This window comes from Streptomyces asoensis (genome assembly GCF_016860545.1).
Lineage (GTDB): Bacteria > Actinomycetota > Actinomycetes > Streptomycetales > Streptomycetaceae > Streptomyces > Streptomyces asoensis.
Genome location: NZ_BNEB01000003.1, coordinates 2,290,812 through 2,308,916, shown reverse-complemented (window position 1 = coordinate 2,308,916; position 18,105 = coordinate 2,290,812). Strand labels below are relative to the sequence as shown.

The following is an 18,105-nucleotide window of genomic DNA, read 5'->3' as shown; positions in this document are numbered from 1 at the left end:
ACGATTCCGTGCATTGGACGGATGAGCGCGGGCGTACGTAACTTCGAGGCATGTCTCCCGCCAGTACCGGGGCGTCCACGCTCGTGGGCGCCGCGTCCCCCGCTGCCCCGTCCTCCGACTCCCGCCTCGCCCCCGGTGGCCCCGGCTACCGCCGGATGAGCTTCGCGCTCTTCCTCGCCGGCGTGGCGACCTTTGCCCTGCTGTACTCCACGCAGGCGCTGCTGCCCCTGATCTCGGACGACTTCGGGGTCGCGGCGGGACGGGCGAGCTGGACGGTGGCGGCGGCGACCGGTGGACTGGCGCTGTTCGTGCTCCCGATGAGCGCCCTGTCGGAGCGTTACGGCCGCCGTACGGTGATGACGGCCTCGCTCGGTGTCGCGGTCGGCGTCGGCGTGCTGGTCCCCTTCGCGCCCTCCCTGGGCGCGCTGATCGCGCTGCGGGCGGTGCAGGGCGCGGCGCTGGCCGGCCTTCCGGCGTCGGCGACCGCCTACCTGGCCGAGGAGGTCAGGCCGAAGGCGCTCGTCACGGCGATCGGCCTGTTCGTGGCGGGCAACAGCGTCGGCGGGATGAGCGGCCGGGTCATCACCGGCTGGGTCGCCCAGGAGTGGGGCTGGCGGGTGGCCGTCGGGGTGATCGGGGCCCTCGCGGTGGCCTGCGCGATCGCCTTCCGGCTGCTGCTTCCGGCGCCCCGGCACTTCCGGGCGGGTTCCCTGGCGCCGCGGGTGCTGATCGGCACGGTCCGCGGGCACCTCGCCGACCCGCTGCTGCGCCGCCTGTACGCGATCGGCGCGCTGTTCATGACCGTCTTCGGCGGGGTGTACACGGTGATCGGCTACCGGCTGACGGAGGCGCCCTTCTCCCTCCCGCAGGGCATCGTCGGCTCGATCTTCCTGGTGTACCTGGTGGGCACGGTGTCGGCGTCGACGGCGGGCCGGCTGGTCGGCCGCCTCGGCCGGCGCGGAGCGCTGTACCTGGCGGGCGGCACCACAGCCGCCGGACTGCTGCTGTCCCTCGCGGACTCGCTGGTCCCGGTCCTGCTGGGCCTGGTCCTGATCACGGCGGGCTTCTTCGCGGGGCACGCGGTGGCGTCCTCCGCGGTCAGCAGGACGGCGACGACCGGCCGCGCGCAGGCGTCCGCGCTCTACCAGTCCGCGTACTACATCGGCTCCAGCACCGGTTCCACGGTCGGCGCGCTGGCCTTCCACTCGGGCGGCTGGGCGGGCACGGTCGGCGTGGGCGTGCTGGCTGTCCTGGGCGTCGTGACGATCACGGTGTCCGGATCACGGGCGGCCCGTCGCCAGGCGCTGGTCCCGGCGCACTGAGCCCCCCGGGGGAGGCTGCCCTGCGGTCTCCCCTGACGGCCCGCCCGTTCCCCGCCCGTACCCCGCTCGTACCCCGTGGCCCGTGCCCACCGCCGTCGCCGAACCGCTTCCACCTGCGCGTTCCCCGACTCGGGGGGCCATTGTCAGTGGGCTGCGGTAGCTTCCGAAGTGCCGGGCGCGAAGGCGCGTGACGCAACGGCCACAGGGGTGGGCTGACGATGAGCAACAGCACGGCGACGACGACCGGGATCGACGTCGCACTGGAGAAGCACCGGACCGAGCTGACCGGCTACTGCTACCGGATGCTCGGCTCCTCCTTCGAGGCCGAGGACGCGGTGCAGGACACCCTGGTCCGCGCCTGGCGCAGCTACGGGAAGTTCGAGGGCCGCTCCAGTCTGCGTTCCTGGCTGTACCGCATCGCGACCAACGTCTGCCTGGACATGCTGACGGCCGGCAACAAGCGGGCCCGGCCGATGGACCTCTCCGAACCGACCCCGCTCGCCCGCGCGGCCCTCTCGCCCCGCCCCGACCACACCTGGCTGGAGCCCATGCCCGACGCCCGTGTGCTGCCGACGGTGGAGGACCCGGCCGAGGCGGCGGTGGCCAAGGAGTCGGTGCGTCTCGCGTTCATGGCCGCGTTGCAGCAGCTCCCGCCGAAGCAGCGGGCGGTGCTGATCCTGCGGGAGGTGCTGGCGTGGAAGGCGAGCGAGGTCGCCGAGCTGCTCGACACCTCGGTCGCCTCGGTCAACAGCGCGCTCCAGCGGGCGCGGGCGACGCTCTCGGAGCGGGAGGCCTCCGGCGCGGACGCGGCGGTGTCCGACCCGCTCGACGAGGAGCAGCAGAAACTGCTCGAACGCTACGTGGCCGCCTTCGAGGGCTACGACATGGCGGCGCTGACGGCCCTCCTCCACGAGGACGCCGTGATGACGATGCCGCCGTTCGACCTGTGGCTGACCGGGCACGAGGACATCACGGGCTTCATGACCACGCTCGGCTCCGCCTGCGAGGGCTCGCGGCTGCTGCCCGTCCAGGTCAACGGTCTGCCGGGCTTCGCCCAGTACAAGCCGGACCCGGACCGGGGCGGGTTCACCCCGTGGGCGATCCAGGTCCTGGAGATCTCAGCGGGCCGTCTCACCGGGTTCCACTTCTACCTCGACACCCAGCGGTGGTTCCCGCTCTTCGGCCTGCCCCTCCACCTCGAAGCGGAGTCCGACGAGGTCGAGCAGGGCGCGTAGGGCCGGGTCGGGGGCGCGCAGCCGTATGTGCCCCCCGGCCCGCCGGGCGGCCAGCTGGAGCCGCGCCAGCAGGTCGACGGCGAGCAGGCCCGGCGGGCCGATCGCGGCGACGTCACAGACGACGACCGGTGCGCCGGCCGCCTCCATCAGCGCGCGTACGTCGTCGACGAGCCCCGCCACCCGGGGTCGGGTGACGGGGCCGGTCAGGGTGAGCACGGGCGGTGTCGTCGCTTCCACGATCGGTAGACCCCCGCGGGGCGGCCAACTCATCGGCGCGCCCCCAGGGCGGGCGGGCCCGGGGGCACCCCGGGCCTGCCGCTCAGGCGATGCGTTCGAGCACCACCGGGGACGCGGTGAACCCGGCGTCCGCCGCGCCGATGTCGTACGAGCCCTCGACCGCGCGCAGTGCGTAGTCGAAGCGCTCCGGGGTGTCGGTGTGGAGGGTCATGAGGGGCTGGCCCTCGCGCACGGTGTCGCCGGGCTTGGCGTGCAGCTCGACGCCCGCGCCCGCCTGCACCGGGTCCTCCTTGCGGGCACGGCCCGCGCCGAGGCGCCAGGCGGCGATACCGACGTCGTAGGCGTCCAGGCGGGTCAGGACACCGGAGGCGCCCGCCTTCACCACGTGCGTCTCCTTCGCGGTGGGGAGCGCGGCGTCGGGGTCGCCGCCCTGGGCCGCGATCATCCGGCGCCAGACGTCCATCGCCGAGCCGTCGGCCAGCGCCTTCGCCGGGTCCGCGTCCTTCACGCCGGCCGCGTCGAGCATCTCGCGGGCGAGCGCGAGGGTCAGCTCCACCACGTCCGCCGGGCCGCCGCCGGCCAGCACCTCGACCGACTCGCGGACCTCGAGGGCGTTGCCCGCGGTGAGACCGAGGGGGGTGGACATGTCGGTCAGCAGGGCGACCGTCCTCACGCCGTGGTCGGTGCCCAGGCCCACCATCGTCGAGGCGAGCTCACGCGCGTCCTCGATGGTCTTCATGAAGGCGCCGGTGCCGACCTTGACGTCCAGGACCAGGGAGCCGGTGCCCTCCGCGATCTTCTTCGACATGATCGACGAGGCGATCAGCGGGATCGCCTCCACGGTGCCGGTCACGTCCCGCAGCGCGTACAGCTTCTTGTCGGCCGGGGCGAGGCCGTCGCCCGCCGCGCAGATGACCGCGCCGGTGGTGTCCAGGACGTTCAGCATCTCCTCGTTGGAGAGCAGCGCGCGCCAGCCCGGGATGGACTCCAGCTTGTCCAGGGTGCCGCCGGTGTGGCCGAGGCCCCGGCCGGAGAGCTGCGGGACCGCCGCGCCGCAGGCCGCCACCAGCGGGGCCAGCGGAAGCGTGATCTTGTCGCCGACACCGCCGGTGGAGTGCTTGTCGGCCGTCGGGCGCGACAGCGCGGAGAAGTCCATGCGCTCGCCGGAGGCGATCATCGCGGCCGTCCAGCGGGCGATCTCACGGCGGTTCATGCCATTGAGCAGGATGGCCATGTTGAGGGCGGCCATCTGGTAGTCGGCGACCTCACCGCGGGTGTAGGCGTCGATGACCCAGTCGATCTGCTCGTCGCCGAGCTCACCGCGGTCCCGCTTGGTACGGATGACGGAGACGGCATCCATCGACAACTGCGTCATGGCTTTCCTTCCGGTGGTGCACCGCGGTGCACGGTGGTGCGACAAGACGTCGGAAACGGTGCGCGGCCCCTCCGCACTGGTCGGAGGGGCCGCGCGGGAGTCACTTGGCGAGGTGGTCCGGGCCGAAGGCCTGCGGGAGCATCTCGGCGAGCGGCAGGATCCCGGCCGGTGTCTCCAGCAGCAGCTCGGGGCCGCCGAACTCGTGGAGCAGCTGGCGGCAGCGGCCGCACGGGACGAGGACGGCGCCCTCGCCGTCGACACAGGTGAAGTGGGTGAGCCGGCCGCCGCCGGTGTTCTGGAGCTGCGAGACCAGTCCGCACTCGGCGCACAGGCCGAGTCCGTAGGAGGCGTTCTCGACGTTGCAGCCGGACACGATGCGGCCGTCGTCCACGAGAGCCGCCACACCGACCGGGTAGCCGGAGTACGGGGCGTACGCCCGGGACATGGCGTCCCGGGCCACCGTACGCAGCCGCTCCCAGTCGACCTCGACGGCGGGCGGGGTCACTTGCCCTGCCCCTTCCGGTAGGGCATGCCGTCCGCCTTGGGCATCCTGAGGGACTGGGCGGAGAGCGAGAGCACCAGCAGGGTGACGACGTACGGCGCGGCCGTCACGACCTGGCGCGGGACCTCGTCGGTGCCGACGTACCAGACGAACATCAGGGCGGAGATCAGCGCGGTGACGACGGCGGGGACGTACTTCTTCTTCCACGCCAGGTAGGCCGCGCCGAACACCAGCACGATGGCGAGCAGCAGGATCAGCGCGTGCACGTTGGTGGTGCCGCCGCGCAGGTTGAGGCTGTCGGTGTAGCCGAACAGGCCCGCGCCGAGGGCGAGGCCGCCCGGCATCCAGTTGCCGAAGATCATCGCCGCGAGGCCGATGTAGCCGCGGCCCGCGGTCTGGCCGTCGAGGTAGACGTTCGAGGCCACGATGGACAGGAACGCGCCGCCGAGGCCGGCGAAGCCACCGCTGATGATCACGGCGATGTACTTGTACTTGTAGACGTTGACGCCGAGCGACTCGGCGGCCACCGGGTTCTCGCCGCAGGACCGCAGGCGCAGGCCGAAGGCCGTGCGCCACAGCACCCACCAGGTGGCCGGGACGAGGGCGACGGCGATGACGGTGAGCGGCGACAGGTCGGTGATCAGACCGCCGACCAGGCCGGCGATGTCCGAGATCAGGAACCAGTGCTTCTCGTTGAGCGTGTCCAGCCAGCCCGACAGGCCGGGGATGTCGAAGGTGCCCAGCGAGTCGATCGGCGGGGACTGCTTGGAGGAGCCCTGCGGGGCGCCCTCGAAGGTGAACTTCGACAGGTAGCGGGTCGTGCCGACGGCGAGGATGTTGATGGCCACACCGGAGACGATGTGGTTCACGTTGAAGGTGACGGTCGCGACGGCGTGCAGGACGGCGCCGAGCGCGCCGCCGATGATGCCGAAGACGACGCCGGTCCACGGGCCCCACTGGTAGCCGGCCCAGGCGCCGAACCAGGTGCCGAGGATCATCATGCCTTCGAGGCCGATGTTGACGACGCCCGCGCGCTCGGCCCACAGACCGCCGAGACCGGCGAGGCCGATGGGCACGGCGAGGCGCAGTGCCGTGGACATCTGGCCGGTGGAGGTGATGCCGTCCGCGCCGGTGATCAGACGGACGATCGAGGTCAGCACCAGGACGCCCGCGATGATCAGCAGGAGGACCGGGAGCGAGAGTCGGCGGCCGCCCTTGCCGGGCTGCTTGGCCTTCGGCTTGGCGATGGTCGTGGTGCTCATCAGACCGTCACCTCCTTCTTGGTGTTCTGGGCGGCGGCGGCCAGCTCGGCGCCGACGCGCTTTTGCTGACGGCGCAGGCCCCACTGGCGGACGGCCTCGTACGAGATGACGACCGCGAAGACGATGAGGCCCTGCATGATCGTGGCGATCTCCTTCTCGTACGCCACCGGGGTCGCGTAGTCGAGGGCGGGAGAGGCCTTGTCGAGGAAGGCGATCAGGAGCGCGGCGAAGGCGATGCCGACCGGGTTGTTGCGACCCAGCAGGGCGATGGTGATGCCGGTGAAGCCGAGGCCCGTGGGGAAGCTCAGGCTGTAGGTGTGGGCGTCGCCGAGCAGCAGGGGCAGGCCGGAGAGGCCCGCGATGCCGCCGGAGATGAGCATGGCGGTGAGCACCATCTTCTTGGCGTCGACGCCGGAGGCCGCGGCGGCCGTCTCGGACTCGCCGGTGGCCCGCAGGTCGAAACCGAAGCGGGTGCGGTTGAGGACGACCCAGTAGGCGATGCCCAGGGCGACGGCGAGGAAGACCAGGCCGTAGATCTCGCCGACGTCCGCGCCGAGATCGATGCCGGGCACCCAGCCGGACTCCTTCATGATGCCGGTGGTGTTGTTGTTGCCGACCTGCACGCCCCAGATGTTGTCGAGGGTGAGGTAGCCGATGACGCTGGTGGCGATCGCGTTCAGCATGATCGTCGCGACGACCTCGCTGACGCCCCGGGTGACCTTCAGGACGCCCGCGATGCCGGCCCAGAACGCGCCCGTGAGCACGCCGACCAGGAGCAGCAGCGGGATCTGGAGGAAGGACGGCAGGGCGATGTTGGCGCCGACCACGGCCGTCATCATCGCGGCGAGGCGGTACTGGCCGTCGACACCGATGTTGAACAGGTTCATGCGGAAGCCGATGGCGACCGCGAGGGCGGCGACGTAGTACATCGAGGCCTGGTTGACGATCAGGACCTGGACGTCGGAGTAGCCGGCCTGCTCCAGCATGAGCGTGTACGGCTCGATCGGGCTCTTGCCCGAGGCGATCAGCACGACCGAGGTCAGCAGGATCGCCGCGACGAGCGCGATGACCGGGCCGGCCACCGCGAGGAGCACGCGCTCCTTGTCGAACTTCTTCATCGGGCCTCGTCCTCCGGACCGGCAGCTTCCTCGGTGGTTTCCGCGTCGTCCACGTGTTCCAGGTGACCGGTCGCGGCGCCGGTCATGGCGGAGCCGAGCTCCTCCGGGGTGATGGTGGCGGGGTCGGCGTCCGCGACCAGGGTGCCGTTGTAGATCACGCGCAGGGTGTCCGACAGGCCGATGAGCTCGTCGAGGTCGGCGGAGATCAGGAGGACGGCCAGTCCCTCGCGGCGGGCCTCGCGGATGCGGTCCCAGATCTGCGCCTGCGCGCCGACGTCCACACCGCGGGTGGGGTGGGCGGCGATCAGGAACTTCGGGTTGTGGCTCATCTCGCGGCCGACGATCAGCTTCTGCTGGTTGCCGCCGGAGAGCGAGGCGGCGGTGACGTCGATGCCGGGGGTGCGGACGTCGTACTCCTCGACGATCCGGCGGGTGTCGGCCTGGGCGCCCTTGGGGTTCAGCCAGAAGCCCTTGGCGTTGGGCGCCTCGGTGACATGGCCGAGGATGCGGTTCTCCCAGAGCGGGGCCTCCAGGAGCAGGCCCTGGCGGTGGCGGTCCTCGGGGATGTAGCCGACGCCGGACTCGCGCCGCTTGCGGGTGCTCCAGGGGGTGATGTCCTCGCCGAGGAAGGCGATGGTGCCGGAGTCGGCGTTCTTGGTGCCGATCAGCGCGTCGATCAGCTCGGTCTGGCCGTTGCCCTCGACGCCGGCGATGCCCATGACCTCACCGGCGTGGATGGTGAAGCTGACGTCGTCGAGCGCCTTCTTGACCTCGCCGCCGAGGGCGACCTCGGGGGAGATCATGCCGCTGACGCCGCCGGTCGTGGGCTCGGCCTCGACACCCAGGGAGGCGCCGCCGCTCGCGTACACGGTGAGGTGGGCGACCTGGACGACCGGCTTGTCGGTGACCGTGGACTCGGCGGTCTCCGGGGTGGGCAGCTCGCTGCCGACCATCATCTCGGCGAGCTGGCGCGGGGTCGTCTCGGCCGGGACCGCGGTGCCGACGGTGGTGCCGCGCCGGATGACCGTGATCTCGTCGGCGACGGACAGCACCTCGCCCAGCTTGTGGGAGATGAAGATGACGGACAGGCCCTCGGACTTCAGCTCGCGCAGGTTGTCGAAGAGCGCGTCGACCTCCTGCGGGACGAGCACGGCCGTCGGCTCGTCGAGGATGAGGGTCGTGGCGCCGCGGAAGAGGACCTTGAGGATCTCCACGCGCTGCCGGTCGGCGACACCGAGGTCCTCCACGAGGGCGTCGGGGCGGACGCCGAGCCCGTAGCGGTCGGAGATCTCCTTGATCTTCCTGCGGGCGTTGCCACCGATGCCGTACAGCTTCTCGCTGCCCAGCACCACGTTCTCCAGCACGGTCAGGTTGTCGGCCAGCATGAAGTGCTGGTGGACCATGCCGATCCCGCGCGCGATGGCGTCGGCGGGGCTGGAGAAGGTCACCTGTTCGCCGTCGATCGCGATGGTGCCCTCGTCCGGCTTCTGCATGCCGTAGAGGATCTTCATCAGCGTCGACTTGCCGGCGCCGTTCTCGCCGACGAGGGCGTGCACGGTGCCTTTGCGGACGGCGAGGTGGATGTCGTGGTTGGCGACGACACCGGGGAAGCGCTTGGTGATCCCCGCCAGCTCTACCGCGATCGTCGACGGTGCGGTGAGCGGAGGGCTGCTGGACGCGTCGATGGCGCACTCTCCTTGAAAAAGGGGCCGCTCTACGCGCGTAGCGCCCCTGCTTTAAATAGTGCCCGGATCAGACCGTTACTGAATGATCTTGATAGCCGTCCTGGCGGCATCCCGATCACGTGTCGATCTGTTCCGAGCATTCTGCCGCGCGAACCGGGCGCGGGGAGGACATCCTTCCCGCGCCCGGTTCCGTGGCCGTAACGCTGCCATTACAGCGGTTCCGCGGCCAAGGCCTCTGACGGAAGGTCAGGAGGTCTTCACCGTGATCGTGCCGTTCTTGATGCCCTCTTCGGCCTTCTTGAGCGCGGCCTGGATGTCGGCGTTGCCGGCGAAGGCCGGGTTCGAGTTCGACACGCTCACGCCGCCGTTCTCGAGGCTGCCGCGGACGACGCCCGTCGCCGGCTTGCCGTCGTGCACGGACTTGGCCAGCGTGTAGACCGCGCCCTCGACGTTCTTCATGGCCGAGGTCAGGATCGAGTCCTTGTACGCCTTCAGCGCGTCCTGCTTGTACTGGTCGGAGTCGACGCCGATCGCCCAGACCTTGTGGGCGTTGGCGGCCTTGATGACACCCTGGCCGGACAGGCCGGCGGCGGCGTAGACGACGTCCGCGCCGGCGTCGATCTGGCCCTCGGCCGCGCTCTCGCCCTTGTCGGGGCTGGAGAAGCCGCCCTCGGCCGCGGTCTCGGTCAGGTACTGCGACTTGACCGTGACGCCCTTCTTGGTGTCCTGGACGCCCTGCTTGAAGCCCGCCTCGAACTTGTGGATCAGCGGGACGTCCACGCCGCCGACGAAGCCGACGGTGTTGGTCTTGGTGGCCTTGGCGGCCGCGACACCGGCGAGGTAGGAGGCCTGCTCCTCGTGGAAGACCAGGTCGGCGACGTTGTCGGCCTTGATCTGCTCGTCGTCGACGATGCCGAAGGTGGTCTTCGGGTACTTGGCCGCGACCTCCTTGACGGCCGGCGCGTAGGCGAAGCCGACGCCGATCACCGGGTTGTAGCCCTGCTTGGCGAGGCTCTCGAGGCGCTGCACCTTGTCCGCGTCGGACTCGCCGTCCTGCGGCTCCACCGCGGAGGACTTGTAGCCGAACTCCTTGTCGGCCTTGTCCAGGCCGGCGGTGGCGGCGTCGTTGAAGGACTGGTCGCCCTTGCCGCCGACGTCGTACGCGAGCGCGAGGCCCAGGTTCTTGTCGCTGCTGTCGGAGGACGAGGACGACGTGGAGGAGCTTCCGCAAGCGGAAACGGTCACGGCGAGAGCTGCGGTGGCAACGCCCGCAGCCGCGATTCGGGACACCCGGCGCATGGAACTTGACTCCTTTGTGCAAGCGCCCAAACCAGGCGCTGGTTCCGCCGCAGCGTAACGCGCGTAGACCAGACGGAAAAACCCTTCTGTCCGGTCCGTTACCGAGCTGTGGCCGCAGTCGCGGTCAACGTTACGGACAGCAGTACGCCCCTTGCGGGAGGCAAGGGGCGTATGGGCTGCAGAGACGCCCGTAAGGACGTAGACAGGGCCCGGTGGAGCGGGACGGGGACCGTTACTTGGTGTTTACCGTGATCTTGCCGTCGATGATGTCCTTCTTGGCCTTGTCGACCGCCGCGACGACGTCCGTCATGGCCTTGTACTTCGGGTTGGTGTCGGCGAAGCCGACACCGTCGTTGGAGAGGCTGCCGCGGACCACACCGGACAGCGGCTTGCCCGCGTGGACGGACTTCACCAGGTCGTAGACGGCGCCGCCCACGTTCTTCAGCGCGGAGCCGAGGATGTAGTCCTTGTACGCGGCCAGCGCGCTCTGGCTGTACTGGTCGGAGTCGACGCCGATGGCCCACACCTTCTTGGCCGCGGCCTCGGTGATCACGCCCTGGCCGGAGAGGCCGGCCGCGTGGTAGATCACGTCGGCGCCCGCCTCGATCTGCCCGCTGGCCGCGTCCTTGCCCTTGTCGGGGCTGGAGAAGCCGCCCTCCTGGGCCGTCTCGGTCAGGTACTGGGACTCGATCTTGATGTTCGGGTTGACCGACTTGGCGCCCTGGACGTAGCCGGCCTCGAACTTGTGGATCAGCGGGATGTCCACGCCGCCGATGAAGCCGATGTGGGCCTTCTTGCTGGCCTTGGCGGCGGCGACTCCGGCGAGGTAGGAGGCCTGCTCCTCGTGGAAGACCAGGTCGGCGACGTTCTTGGCCTGGACCTGCTCGTCGTCGATGATGCCGAAGGTGATCTTCGGGAACTTGGCCGCGACCTCCTTGACGGCCGGCGCGTAGACGAAGCCGACGCCGATCACCGGGTTGTAACCGGCCTGCGCGAGCTGGGTCAGCCGCTGCACCTTGTCCGCGTCGGACTCGCCGTCCTGCGGTTCGATGTCCTGGCCGCCGATCTTGAATTCCTTCTCGGCCTTCTGGAAACCGGCGAAGGCGGCGTCGTTGAACGACTGGTCGCCCTTGCCGCCGATGTCGTAGGCGAGGCCGATGCCCTTGCCCGAGTACGAGCCGGACTCCGCGTCGTCGGACTTGCCGGAGTCGGTGCTGGACTTGCCGCAGCCGGCGGCGGCGAGCGCGACGACCGCGACGGTCACCGCGGCACGGGAGAATCTCGTCCTCCGAGACATCGAACGCATAGCAAGCACCCCTTCATCCCCACGGCGCCGTCACCGGCCCGCTTTCCCCTTGGTGGCGCCGTGCGGTAGGGCTTCCCCGACAAGCCTTTCCCGGTGGCGATTCCGGCGCACAGTAACGCGCGTAGAAGCGGAGGGGAACGGGGTTTCTCCGGGCCGTTATCGATTCGTGCCGACGTACGGTCACAGGGACGTGTCCGGGGTTACGGGCGGGTGACACAAGCGGACGAAGGGGCGCCTTTCCGGCACCCCTTCGTCCTCGTCCCGTGCCCGGCCGCCGCGCCGGGATCCCGTCAGTGCGAGCGGGTCGCCGCGTCCAGCAGCGCGGCCGCCGTGAAGAGCTCCACGCCGACGGTGATCGCCGACTCGTCCGCGTCGAAGTCGCCCTGGTGCAGGTCGCGGACGGTCCGCTCGCCGGGGGTGCGCACCCCGAGCCGGGCCATCGCGCCGGGCACCCGCTCGAGGTACCAGGAGAAGTCCTCGCCGCCGAGACTCTGTTCGGTGCCCTCCACGCCGGCCTCGCCGCGCCGGGCGACCATGGCGTCACGCAGCAGTCCGGTGACGTCGGCGTCGTTGACCACCGGCGGCACTCCGCGCACGTAGGTGATCTCGGACTTCGCCCGGTGCAGGTTGGCGACCTCGTCGATCGCCGCGACGACGATGTCCGGGGCCTGCCGCCACGCCTCGATGTCCAGGCAGCGGACGGTGCCCGCGAGCTCGGCGTGCTGCGGGATCACGTTCGGCGCGTGACCGCACTCGATCCGGCCCCAGGTGACGGCGAGCCCGGCCCGGGTGTCGACCCGCCGGCCGACCAGGGCGGGCACGTCGGTGACGACCCGGGCGGCGGCCGTGACCAGGTCGGTGGTCAGGTGCGGGCGGGCGGTGTGGCCGCCGGGACCGTCCAGGGCGATCTCCAGCCGGTCGCACGCGGAGGTGATGGCCCCCTCGCGCAGTCCGATCCGGCCGGCGTCGACGCGCGGGTCGCAGTGCACGGCGATGATCCGGCCCACGCCGTCCAGAGCGCCGTCCTCGATGGCGTCGGCGGCGCCGCCGGGCAGCACCTCCTCGGCGGGCTGGAAGACCAGCCGCACGGGACGCGGGAGCCGGCCCTGGCGGTGCAGCTCGGCGAGGACGAGCCCGGCACCGAGGACCACCGTGGTGTGCACGTCGTGGCCGCATGCGTGCGCGCGGTCCGGCACCGTCGAGCGGTAGGCGCTCTCGGTCTTCGTGTCCGGGATGGGCAGCGCGTCGATGTCGGCGCGCAGGGCGAGGACGGGAACGCCGTCGCCCCCCGCACCCACCGGGCCGATGTCACAGACGAGGCCGGTCCCGACGGCCAGTACACGTGGCTTCAGACCCGCCTTCTCCAGGCGGGCCTTGATCGCGGCCGTGGTACGGAACTCCTGGTTGCCGAGCTCAGGGTGCATGTGCAGGTCGCGGCGGAAGGCCACGAGCTCTGCGCGCAGCGCCTCCGGCAAGGTGCCGGGAAGGGCGCCGGAAAGTGCACCGGGGAGCACGTGTTCCCCTGACGGATCGGCCTCGGACTCTCGGGACATCAGTTGCTTCACCCTCTGAAGGGTAGGACGCCGGGGCGGTCAACTGACGCGATCAACAAAAGTTCAACCCGTTAGGCGAAGAAAAGTTGGCCGCGCGGCGCATGGCTGCTGGGGGTCGTGGGTAAACTCACCGGCTTTTGGCCGGCACCCACACTTCTTCCTTCCCTCCACGGATACCACGGACCACTGGAGGAACGCTGGGGCCGTCCACCCACCGGAACCCGGGGACGGTCCCGGAATCATCACCTCCGTGCGGCGATCGCGGCACGGCCGGTTCGGCCGTCGGAAGGGAAATCGCCACGGGCCGCCGCCCGGGTGGGGCGGCGGCCCGTAGCCGGCCGGTGGGGCTTCCTCAGACCACGCTCACCGCGGCCAGCCGGTGCACGTCCCTGGCGGTGCCCGTCACCCCGGACAGGAACCCCTGCGCCCTCGGCGAGGCGTGCTCCGTCAGCCAGGCCGGGTCGATGTCGCAGACCGCGACGCGGACGTCCGTGCCGGACAGGGCCAGCGGCAGGGTGTGGACGACCGTGGAGGGGAAGCTCAGCACCGTCCGGCCGATGGGGCCCCGGCGGGCGATCAGCTCCAGCGGGAGGTCGGGGCGGACGATCTCCAGTCCCGTCTCCACGGCCAGCCGGTGCAGCTTGTCCGTGCTCTCCCGCCGGTGGGCGAAGTAGCGGGTCGCGCCGTGGGCCCCGGCGAGCGCCCGGACGGCCTCCAGGTAGCGGTCGCCGTCCACCACGCCGGTCTCCACCAGCGAGGTGCCCACCATGTCCGCGCTGCTCTTCACGCGCGGGGGGCCGAAGCGCTCCCGGGTCCAGGCGAAGACGTGGGGCGTGAGCGTGACCCCGTCGGGGGCCTGCCGTATCGGCATGGACGAGAACACCTCGACCCGGCGGTCGGGGCCCGGGGCGAGGCGGCGGCGGGCGGCGGCGGAGACCGGGCCGAAGAGCAGGTCGCGGGGGCCCGAGCGGCCGCCCTTGCGGTGCCAGCGCACGAGGCGCTCGCCGCGGGCCAGCTGGCCCACGAACTCCATGGTCGCCGTCCCGTCGTCGACCACGACCAGATCGCTCGCCCCGGTGATGGTCAGCAGGAGCTGGACGTAGCGGGAGAACGGGTCGCCCATCACCATCCGTTCCGCGCGCCGCAGCAGCCCGGTGAGGCCGCCGATCGTGCGGAAGGGGGCCGTGGTGCCGCCGCGGGCCTCCTCCCAGCGCACCGTGTGCCCTTCCCGGCGGGCCAGCTCGGCCATCCGGCGCAGCTGGCCGCGGGTCATCGGATCGGTCGGGGACAGGACGACGAGGGTCAGCCCCGCGCCGGGCTCCTCCCCCGGGTGGAGTTCCCGGGCGTACGCCCACTCCAGGACGTTCAGGAGCTGCACCGGACTCTCGACGAAGGCGAGGGTGTGGGGGGTGGGGCCGGTGTTCTTCCCGGCGCGAGGACTCATCGTCGGACGACCATCCTGTAAGGCACTCGGAGAGGTGGTACTCAGGTCACACCGCGACCGGTTCGCCCGCCGCCGCCGCGATCTCCGACTCCGCGACGACGCCCGGCACGCGGCGCAGCTTCTTCATGGGGCCGAGCTCGGAGTCGTAGACCTTCTTGACGCCGTCGCCGAGGGAGGCCTCGATGGTGCGGATGTCGCGCACGAGGCGGGTCAGGCCGCCGGGCTCCACGGAGGCCGCCTGGTCGGAGCCCCACATCGCGCGGTCGAGGGTGATGTGCCGCTCGACGAAGACCGCGCCGAGGGCGACGGCCGCGAGGGAGGTCTGGAGGCCCGTCTCGTGGCCGGAGTAGCCGATCGGGACGTTCGGGTACTCGAGCTCCAGCGTGTTGATCACGCGCAGGTTGAGCTCCTCGGCCCTGGCCGGGTAGGTGGAGGTGGCGTGGCAGAGCAGGATGTTGTCCGAGCCGAGGACCTCGACCGCGTGCCGGATCTGCTTCGGGGTGGACATGCCGGTGGAGAGGACGACCGTCCGGCCGGTGGCGCGCAGGGTGCGCAGCAGTTCGTCGTCGGTCAGCGAGGCGGAGGCCACCTTGTACGCGGGCACGTCGAACTTCTCCAGGAAGGCGACCGCCTCGGTGTCCCACGGGGACGCGAACCAGGCGATGCCCTTCTCCTTGCAGTACGCGTCGATCCGCCGGTACTCGTCCTCGCCGAACTCGACGCGGTGGCGGTAGTCGATGTACGTCATCCGGCCCCAGGGCGTGTCGCGCTCGATGTCCCACTGGTCGCGCGGGGTGCAGATCTCGGGGGTGCGCTTCTGGAACTTGACGGCGTCGCAGCCGGCTTCGGCGGCGGCGTCGATCAGGCGGAAGGCGTTGTCGAGGTCGCCGTTGTGGTTGATGCCGATCTCGCCGGTGACGTAGACGGGGTGGCCGGGGCCGACGGGGCGTGTACCGAGGAGGCGCACACGGGAGTCGATGCTGCTCGTGCTCATGGCGGAACGTTCCTTACTCGGGGAGGGTGTCGAGGGAGGGGCCGAGGATCCAGCCGGCGATCTCCCGGATCGCGCCGGAGCCACCGGGGACGGTGGTGACGGCGCGGGCGGCGCCGCGTACGACGTCATGGGCGCCGGCGACCGCCACGGGCCAGCCGACGAGGGCGAAGCAGGGCAGGTCGTTGACGTCGTTGCCGACGTAGAGCACGCGCTCCGGGGCGACGCCCTGTTCCTCGCACCACTGCTTGAGCGCGAGGTCCTTGCGGTCGATGCCGTGCAGGACGGGGAGCCGGAGCTTGCGGGCCCGGGCGGCGACGACGGGGTTCTGTTCGGTCGACAGGATCAGCATCCGCAGGCCCGACCTGCGCAGGGCGGCGATGCCGAGGCCGTCGCCGCGGTGGACGGAGACGAACTCCCGCCCGTCGGAGTCGATCAGCACCCGGTCGTCGGTCTGGGTGCCGTCGAAGTCGAGGACGACGGCGTCGATGTCGTCGGCGGTGGGGAGGTAGCCGCGGGCGGACGCGCCGCCCGGGCGGAACCGGGAGTGGGGGAGGTCGGCGTCGAAGACGGGCGCGAGGGCGCGGGCCCGTGCCAGGTCGTGCGGGTCGTCGATCTCCAGTACGCGGGCGGGGTCGGTGCGCACGAGTTCGGTGCGGCCGAAGAAGCGGTGCCGGTGCTTGCGGAACCCGGCGGCGTCCATGGCGTAGGCGGCGCCGGTCTCCAGCAGGTCCTGGGGGCGGTCCTGGCGGCGGGGGCGGTGCGACTTGTCGTGGTTGACGCCGAAGCCGCCCTCGGCGGTCTCCTCCGAGTGGCGCCAGACGAAGCCGTGGAAGGGGGCGACCGTGACGGCCGTGTCCGCGCCCTGTTCGGCGACGGCTGCGGCGACCCCGTCCACGTCCTCGCGGACGAGGAAGGGGCTGGTGCACTGGACGAGCAGGACGACGTCCACAGGGGCGCCGCGCAGCGCCTCGTGGGCGTCCAGGGCGTGCAGGACGGCGGCCTCGGAGGTGGCGGTGTCGCCGGCGATGGCGGCCGGCCGCAGCACGACCTCCGCGCCCGCCTCGCGCGCCGCCGCCGCGATGGCGTGGTCGTCGGTCGAGACGACGACGTCGGTGACGAGCCGGGTGGCCCGGCACTCGCGGACCGCGCGGGCGACGAGCGGTACGCCGCCGACCGGGGCGAGGTTCTTGGCGGGGACGCCCTTGGAGCCGCCGCGCGCGGGGATCACGGCGAGCACCCGGCGTGTCCCGGCTGGTGAGTCGGACATGGGCTTCTCTCCTCGAAGGGTCACAGCTCCCCCATCCGCCGGATGACCGGCGCCACCCGCTGCACCCCGTGGCGGTAGGCGCCGCGCGCCGCCCGGCGCACGATCTGCCGGACCGGGCCCGGCGCGCGGTCGGCGGCCGGTCCCCCCGGCAGCGGGCTGCCGTCGGGGGCGAGGTGGTGGCGGGCGAGGACGCCGGGCAGATAGCCGGGCGCGGTCGCGGGCGTGTAGTACGGGTCCAGGGGCGGCAGTCCGCCGGGGAGGCCGAGCAGCGCGGTGATCCGCTCCCGGGCCGTGTCGAAGGCCGTCGCGTAGGCGGCGCCGCCGGAGGGCGTCCCGCCCGCGGCGACGCCCTGGCGGGTCACCCACTCCTCGTCGGGGACGGGCCGGTGCCCGGCGTCCAGCCGGTCCCACGAGGCGAGGCAGCCGGAACCGACGAAGTGGTGGTTGCCGAGCGCCTCGCGCACCCCTAGGTCGGTCAGCACGACGGTGGGGATACGGCGGTGCAGGGACTCCAGGGCGGCCGTCGAACTCACCGTGACCATGAGGTCGGTGCGGTCCAGGACCTCGCCCATGTTCCCGTACACCAGACGGAAGTTGGGCGGCGGATCGAGCCGCTGCGCCAGTTTCTGGTAGGGCAGTTCCTCGATGTGGGTGGTGTGTTCGCCCGGCTTGGAGCGGAGCTTCAGCAGGACCTCGCGCCCGGGGTGCAGACGCGCGTGGCGCACCAGCCGGTCGAGCAGGTACGCCCGGTCCCGGCGGTTGTCCGGCACGGAGGGCTGCGCGGCGAAGACGACGGTGTAGGGCCGTCCTCCTCCCGCCTCGGGCTCCCCCGCGTACGGGGCGCCGCCGAGGAAGGGCAGGGCCACCTCGGTCACCGACGAGGCGTCGGCGCCGACCCCCTCGTACACGGCGCGGAAACGCTCGGCGTCCTGGCGGGAGTTGGCGAGGACGAGGTCGGCGCCGTGCCGCAGCAGCAGGCCGTCGGCGAGCTTCTCGTAGACGACGCCGACATAGCCGGTGACGACGACGGGACGCTCGGTCCGGCCCTCCCAGACCCGCTTCAGGCCGTGCAGGAGCGCCTGGACGCCGCCGCCGACCAGCGCGAGGACCAGGACGTCGTACGAGGTCCGCGCCATGGCACGCAGGAACTCCGGGGCGGTCACCTCGCGCAGCGAGTCGGCTTCCACGCCGACCTCGGCCAGTTGGCGCGGGGTGGGGGTGGCGCGGCCGCGCAGCAGGAATCCGTCCAGGACGGGGGCGGCTCCCGTCCCGCTCCCGGCTCCGGCATCGGCTCCGGCTCCGGTGGAGGGCGCGATCCGCCGGGCGGTGAGCGCACCCCACTTCCACCGGGTGTCGGAGTCCGCGAGGACGGCGATCCGTGGGGGGTTGGCAGTACTTGCTGGCACGGACAGGACGCTAGAAAGCGAAAGCCAGGCTTTGCCCAATCACCCCTCAACAAAAAGTTAACAGCGGGCCACCGGACGCCCAACCGGCCCGCGAATTACG

General features: G+C 71.5%; 15 protein-coding genes. 2 read left to right on the top strand and 13 right to left on the bottom strand.

Annotated features, from left to right (window positions below; translation table 11 throughout):
• Positions 1 to 50 precede the first annotated feature (50 nt).
• Both Saso_RS23030 and Saso_RS23025 read left to right on the top strand, forming a co-directional pair.
• Positions 51 to 1,322 carry an MFS transporter gene (locus tag Saso_RS23030; protein ID WP_189920370.1) on the top strand — a complete coding sequence of 424 codons (1,272 nt, stop codon included), beginning with the start codon at positions 51 to 53 and terminating at the stop codon, positions 1,320 to 1,322.
• 218 nt (positions 1,323 to 1,540) lie between these two features.
• Positions 1,541 to 2,557, top strand: coding sequence for a sigma-70 family RNA polymerase sigma factor (locus tag Saso_RS23025; protein WP_189920371.1), 1,017 nt, complete (start codon positions 1,541 to 1,543; stop codon positions 2,555 to 2,557).
• On the opposite strand, the gene Saso_RS23020 is transcribed toward Saso_RS23025, so the two are convergent.
• The 13 genes from Saso_RS23020 to Saso_RS22960 all read right to left on the bottom strand — a co-directional run bounded on the left by Saso_RS23020 (position 2,441) and on the right by Saso_RS22960 (position 18,005).
• The gene (locus Saso_RS23020; protein WP_189920372.1) at positions 2,441 to 2,827 is read right to left on the bottom strand and encodes an STAS domain-containing protein; all 387 of its coding nucleotides are present in this window, start codon (positions 2,825 to 2,827) and stop codon (positions 2,441 to 2,443) included. The genes Saso_RS23025 and Saso_RS23020 overlap by 117 nt on opposite strands.
• A gap of 49 nt (positions 2,828 to 2,876) precedes the next feature.
• Positions 2,877 to 4,154 carry a thymidine phosphorylase gene (locus tag Saso_RS23015; protein ID WP_189920567.1) on the bottom strand — a complete coding sequence of 426 codons (1,278 nt, stop codon included), beginning with the start codon at positions 4,152 to 4,154 and terminating at the stop codon, positions 2,877 to 2,879.
• A gap of 115 nt (positions 4,155 to 4,269) precedes the next feature.
• Complete coding sequence (locus Saso_RS23010) at positions 4,270 to 4,674, bottom strand: cytidine deaminase (protein ID WP_189920373.1); 405 nt, start codon at positions 4,672 to 4,674, stop codon at positions 4,270 to 4,272.
• On the bottom strand, positions 4,671 to 5,933 hold the full coding sequence (locus Saso_RS23005) for an ABC transporter permease (RefSeq protein ID WP_189920374.1): 1,263 nt from the start codon (positions 5,931 to 5,933) through the stop codon (positions 4,671 to 4,673). The genes Saso_RS23010 and Saso_RS23005 overlap by 4 nt, the downstream gene beginning before the upstream one ends.
• Positions 5,933 to 7,051: an ABC transporter permease gene (locus tag Saso_RS23000; RefSeq protein ID WP_189920375.1), complete on the bottom strand. Its 1,119-nt coding sequence runs from the start codon at positions 7,049 to 7,051 to the stop codon at positions 5,933 to 5,935. Before Saso_RS23000 ends, Saso_RS23005 begins: the two co-directional genes overlap by 1 nt.
• Entirely contained in the window at positions 7,048 to 8,736 is a 1,689-nt protein-coding gene (locus tag Saso_RS22995; RefSeq protein WP_189920569.1) for an ABC transporter ATP-binding protein, read from the bottom strand. The genes Saso_RS23000 and Saso_RS22995 overlap by 4 nt, the downstream gene beginning before the upstream one ends.
• A gap of 246 nt (positions 8,737 to 8,982) precedes the next feature.
• Positions 8,983 to 10,035, bottom strand: coding sequence for a BMP family lipoprotein (locus tag Saso_RS22990; protein ID WP_189920376.1), 1,053 nt, complete (start codon positions 10,033 to 10,035; stop codon positions 8,983 to 8,985).
• Between the two features lie 232 nt (positions 10,036 to 10,267).
• The gene (locus Saso_RS22985) at positions 10,268 to 11,332 is read right to left on the bottom strand and encodes a BMP family lipoprotein (protein WP_189920378.1); all 1,065 of its coding nucleotides are present in this window, start codon (positions 11,330 to 11,332) and stop codon (positions 10,268 to 10,270) included.
• 299 nt (positions 11,333 to 11,631) lie between these two features.
• The gene (locus Saso_RS22980) at positions 11,632 to 12,894 is read right to left on the bottom strand and encodes an amidohydrolase (RefSeq protein WP_229901203.1); all 1,263 of its coding nucleotides are present in this window, start codon (positions 12,892 to 12,894) and stop codon (positions 11,632 to 11,634) included.
• Positions 12,895 to 13,246: 352 nt separating this feature from the next.
• Entirely contained in the window at positions 13,247 to 14,338 is a 1,092-nt protein-coding gene (locus tag Saso_RS22975; RefSeq protein WP_189920380.1) for a hypothetical protein, read from the bottom strand.
• Between the two features lie 46 nt (positions 14,339 to 14,384).
• On the bottom strand, positions 14,385 to 15,332 hold the full coding sequence (locus tag Saso_RS22970) for an N-acetylneuraminate synthase family protein (RefSeq protein WP_189920382.1): 948 nt from the start codon (positions 15,330 to 15,332) through the stop codon (positions 14,385 to 14,387).
• A 13-nt stretch (positions 15,333 to 15,345) separates the two neighbouring features.
• Positions 15,346 to 16,599: an acylneuraminate cytidylyltransferase gene (locus Saso_RS22965; protein WP_189920384.1), complete on the bottom strand. Its 1,254-nt coding sequence runs from the start codon at positions 16,597 to 16,599 to the stop codon at positions 15,346 to 15,348.
• A 20-nt stretch (positions 16,600 to 16,619) separates the two neighbouring features.
• Positions 16,620 to 18,005, bottom strand: a complete 1,386-nt coding sequence (locus tag Saso_RS22960) for a DUF6716 putative glycosyltransferase (protein ID WP_189920386.1) — start codon at positions 18,003 to 18,005, stop codon at positions 16,620 to 16,622.
• Positions 18,006 to 18,105: the final 100 nt, after the last annotated feature.

What these genes read in the sequence shown, in the direction of transcription:
- Saso_RS23025 (WP_189920371.1), top strand. Translation starts at nt 1,541, where the DNA reads ATGAGCAACAGCACGGCGACGACGACCGGGATCGACGTCGCACTGGAG.
- Saso_RS22980 (WP_229901203.1), bottom strand. Translation starts at nt 12,894, where the DNA reads ATGTCCCGAGAGTCCGAGGCCGATCCGTCAGGGGAACACGTGCTCCCC.
- Saso_RS23030 (WP_189920370.1), top strand. Translation starts at nt 51, where the DNA reads ATGTCTCCCGCCAGTACCGGGGCGTCCACGCTCGTGGGCGCCGCGTCC.
- Saso_RS22990 (WP_189920376.1), bottom strand. Translation starts at nt 10,035, where the DNA reads ATGCGCCGGGTGTCCCGAATCGCGGCTGCGGGCGTTGCCACCGCAGCT.
- Saso_RS22965 (WP_189920384.1), bottom strand. Translation starts at nt 16,599, where the DNA reads ATGTCCGACTCACCAGCCGGGACACGCCGGGTGCTCGCCGTGATCCCC.
- Saso_RS23000 (WP_189920375.1), bottom strand. Translation starts at nt 7,051, where the DNA reads ATGAAGAAGTTCGACAAGGAGCGCGTGCTCCTCGCGGTGGCCGGCCCG.
- Saso_RS22975 (WP_189920380.1), bottom strand. Translation starts at nt 14,338, where the DNA reads ATGAGTCCTCGCGCCGGGAAGAACACCGGCCCCACCCCCCACACCCTC.
- Saso_RS23015 (WP_189920567.1), bottom strand. Translation starts at nt 4,154, where the DNA reads ATGGATGCCGTCTCCGTCATCCGTACCAAGCGGGACCGCGGTGAGCTC.
- Saso_RS22970 (WP_189920382.1), bottom strand. Translation starts at nt 15,332, where the DNA reads ATGAGCACGAGCAGCATCGACTCCCGTGTGCGCCTCCTCGGTACACGC.
- Saso_RS23005 (WP_189920374.1), bottom strand. Translation starts at nt 5,933, where the DNA reads ATGAGCACCACGACCATCGCCAAGCCGAAGGCCAAGCAGCCCGGCAAG.
- Saso_RS23020 (WP_189920372.1), bottom strand. Translation starts at nt 2,827, where the DNA reads ATGAGTTGGCCGCCCCGCGGGGGTCTACCGATCGTGGAAGCGACGACA.
- Saso_RS22985 (WP_189920378.1), bottom strand. Translation starts at nt 11,332, where the DNA reads ATGTCTCGGAGGACGAGATTCTCCCGTGCCGCGGTGACCGTCGCGGTC.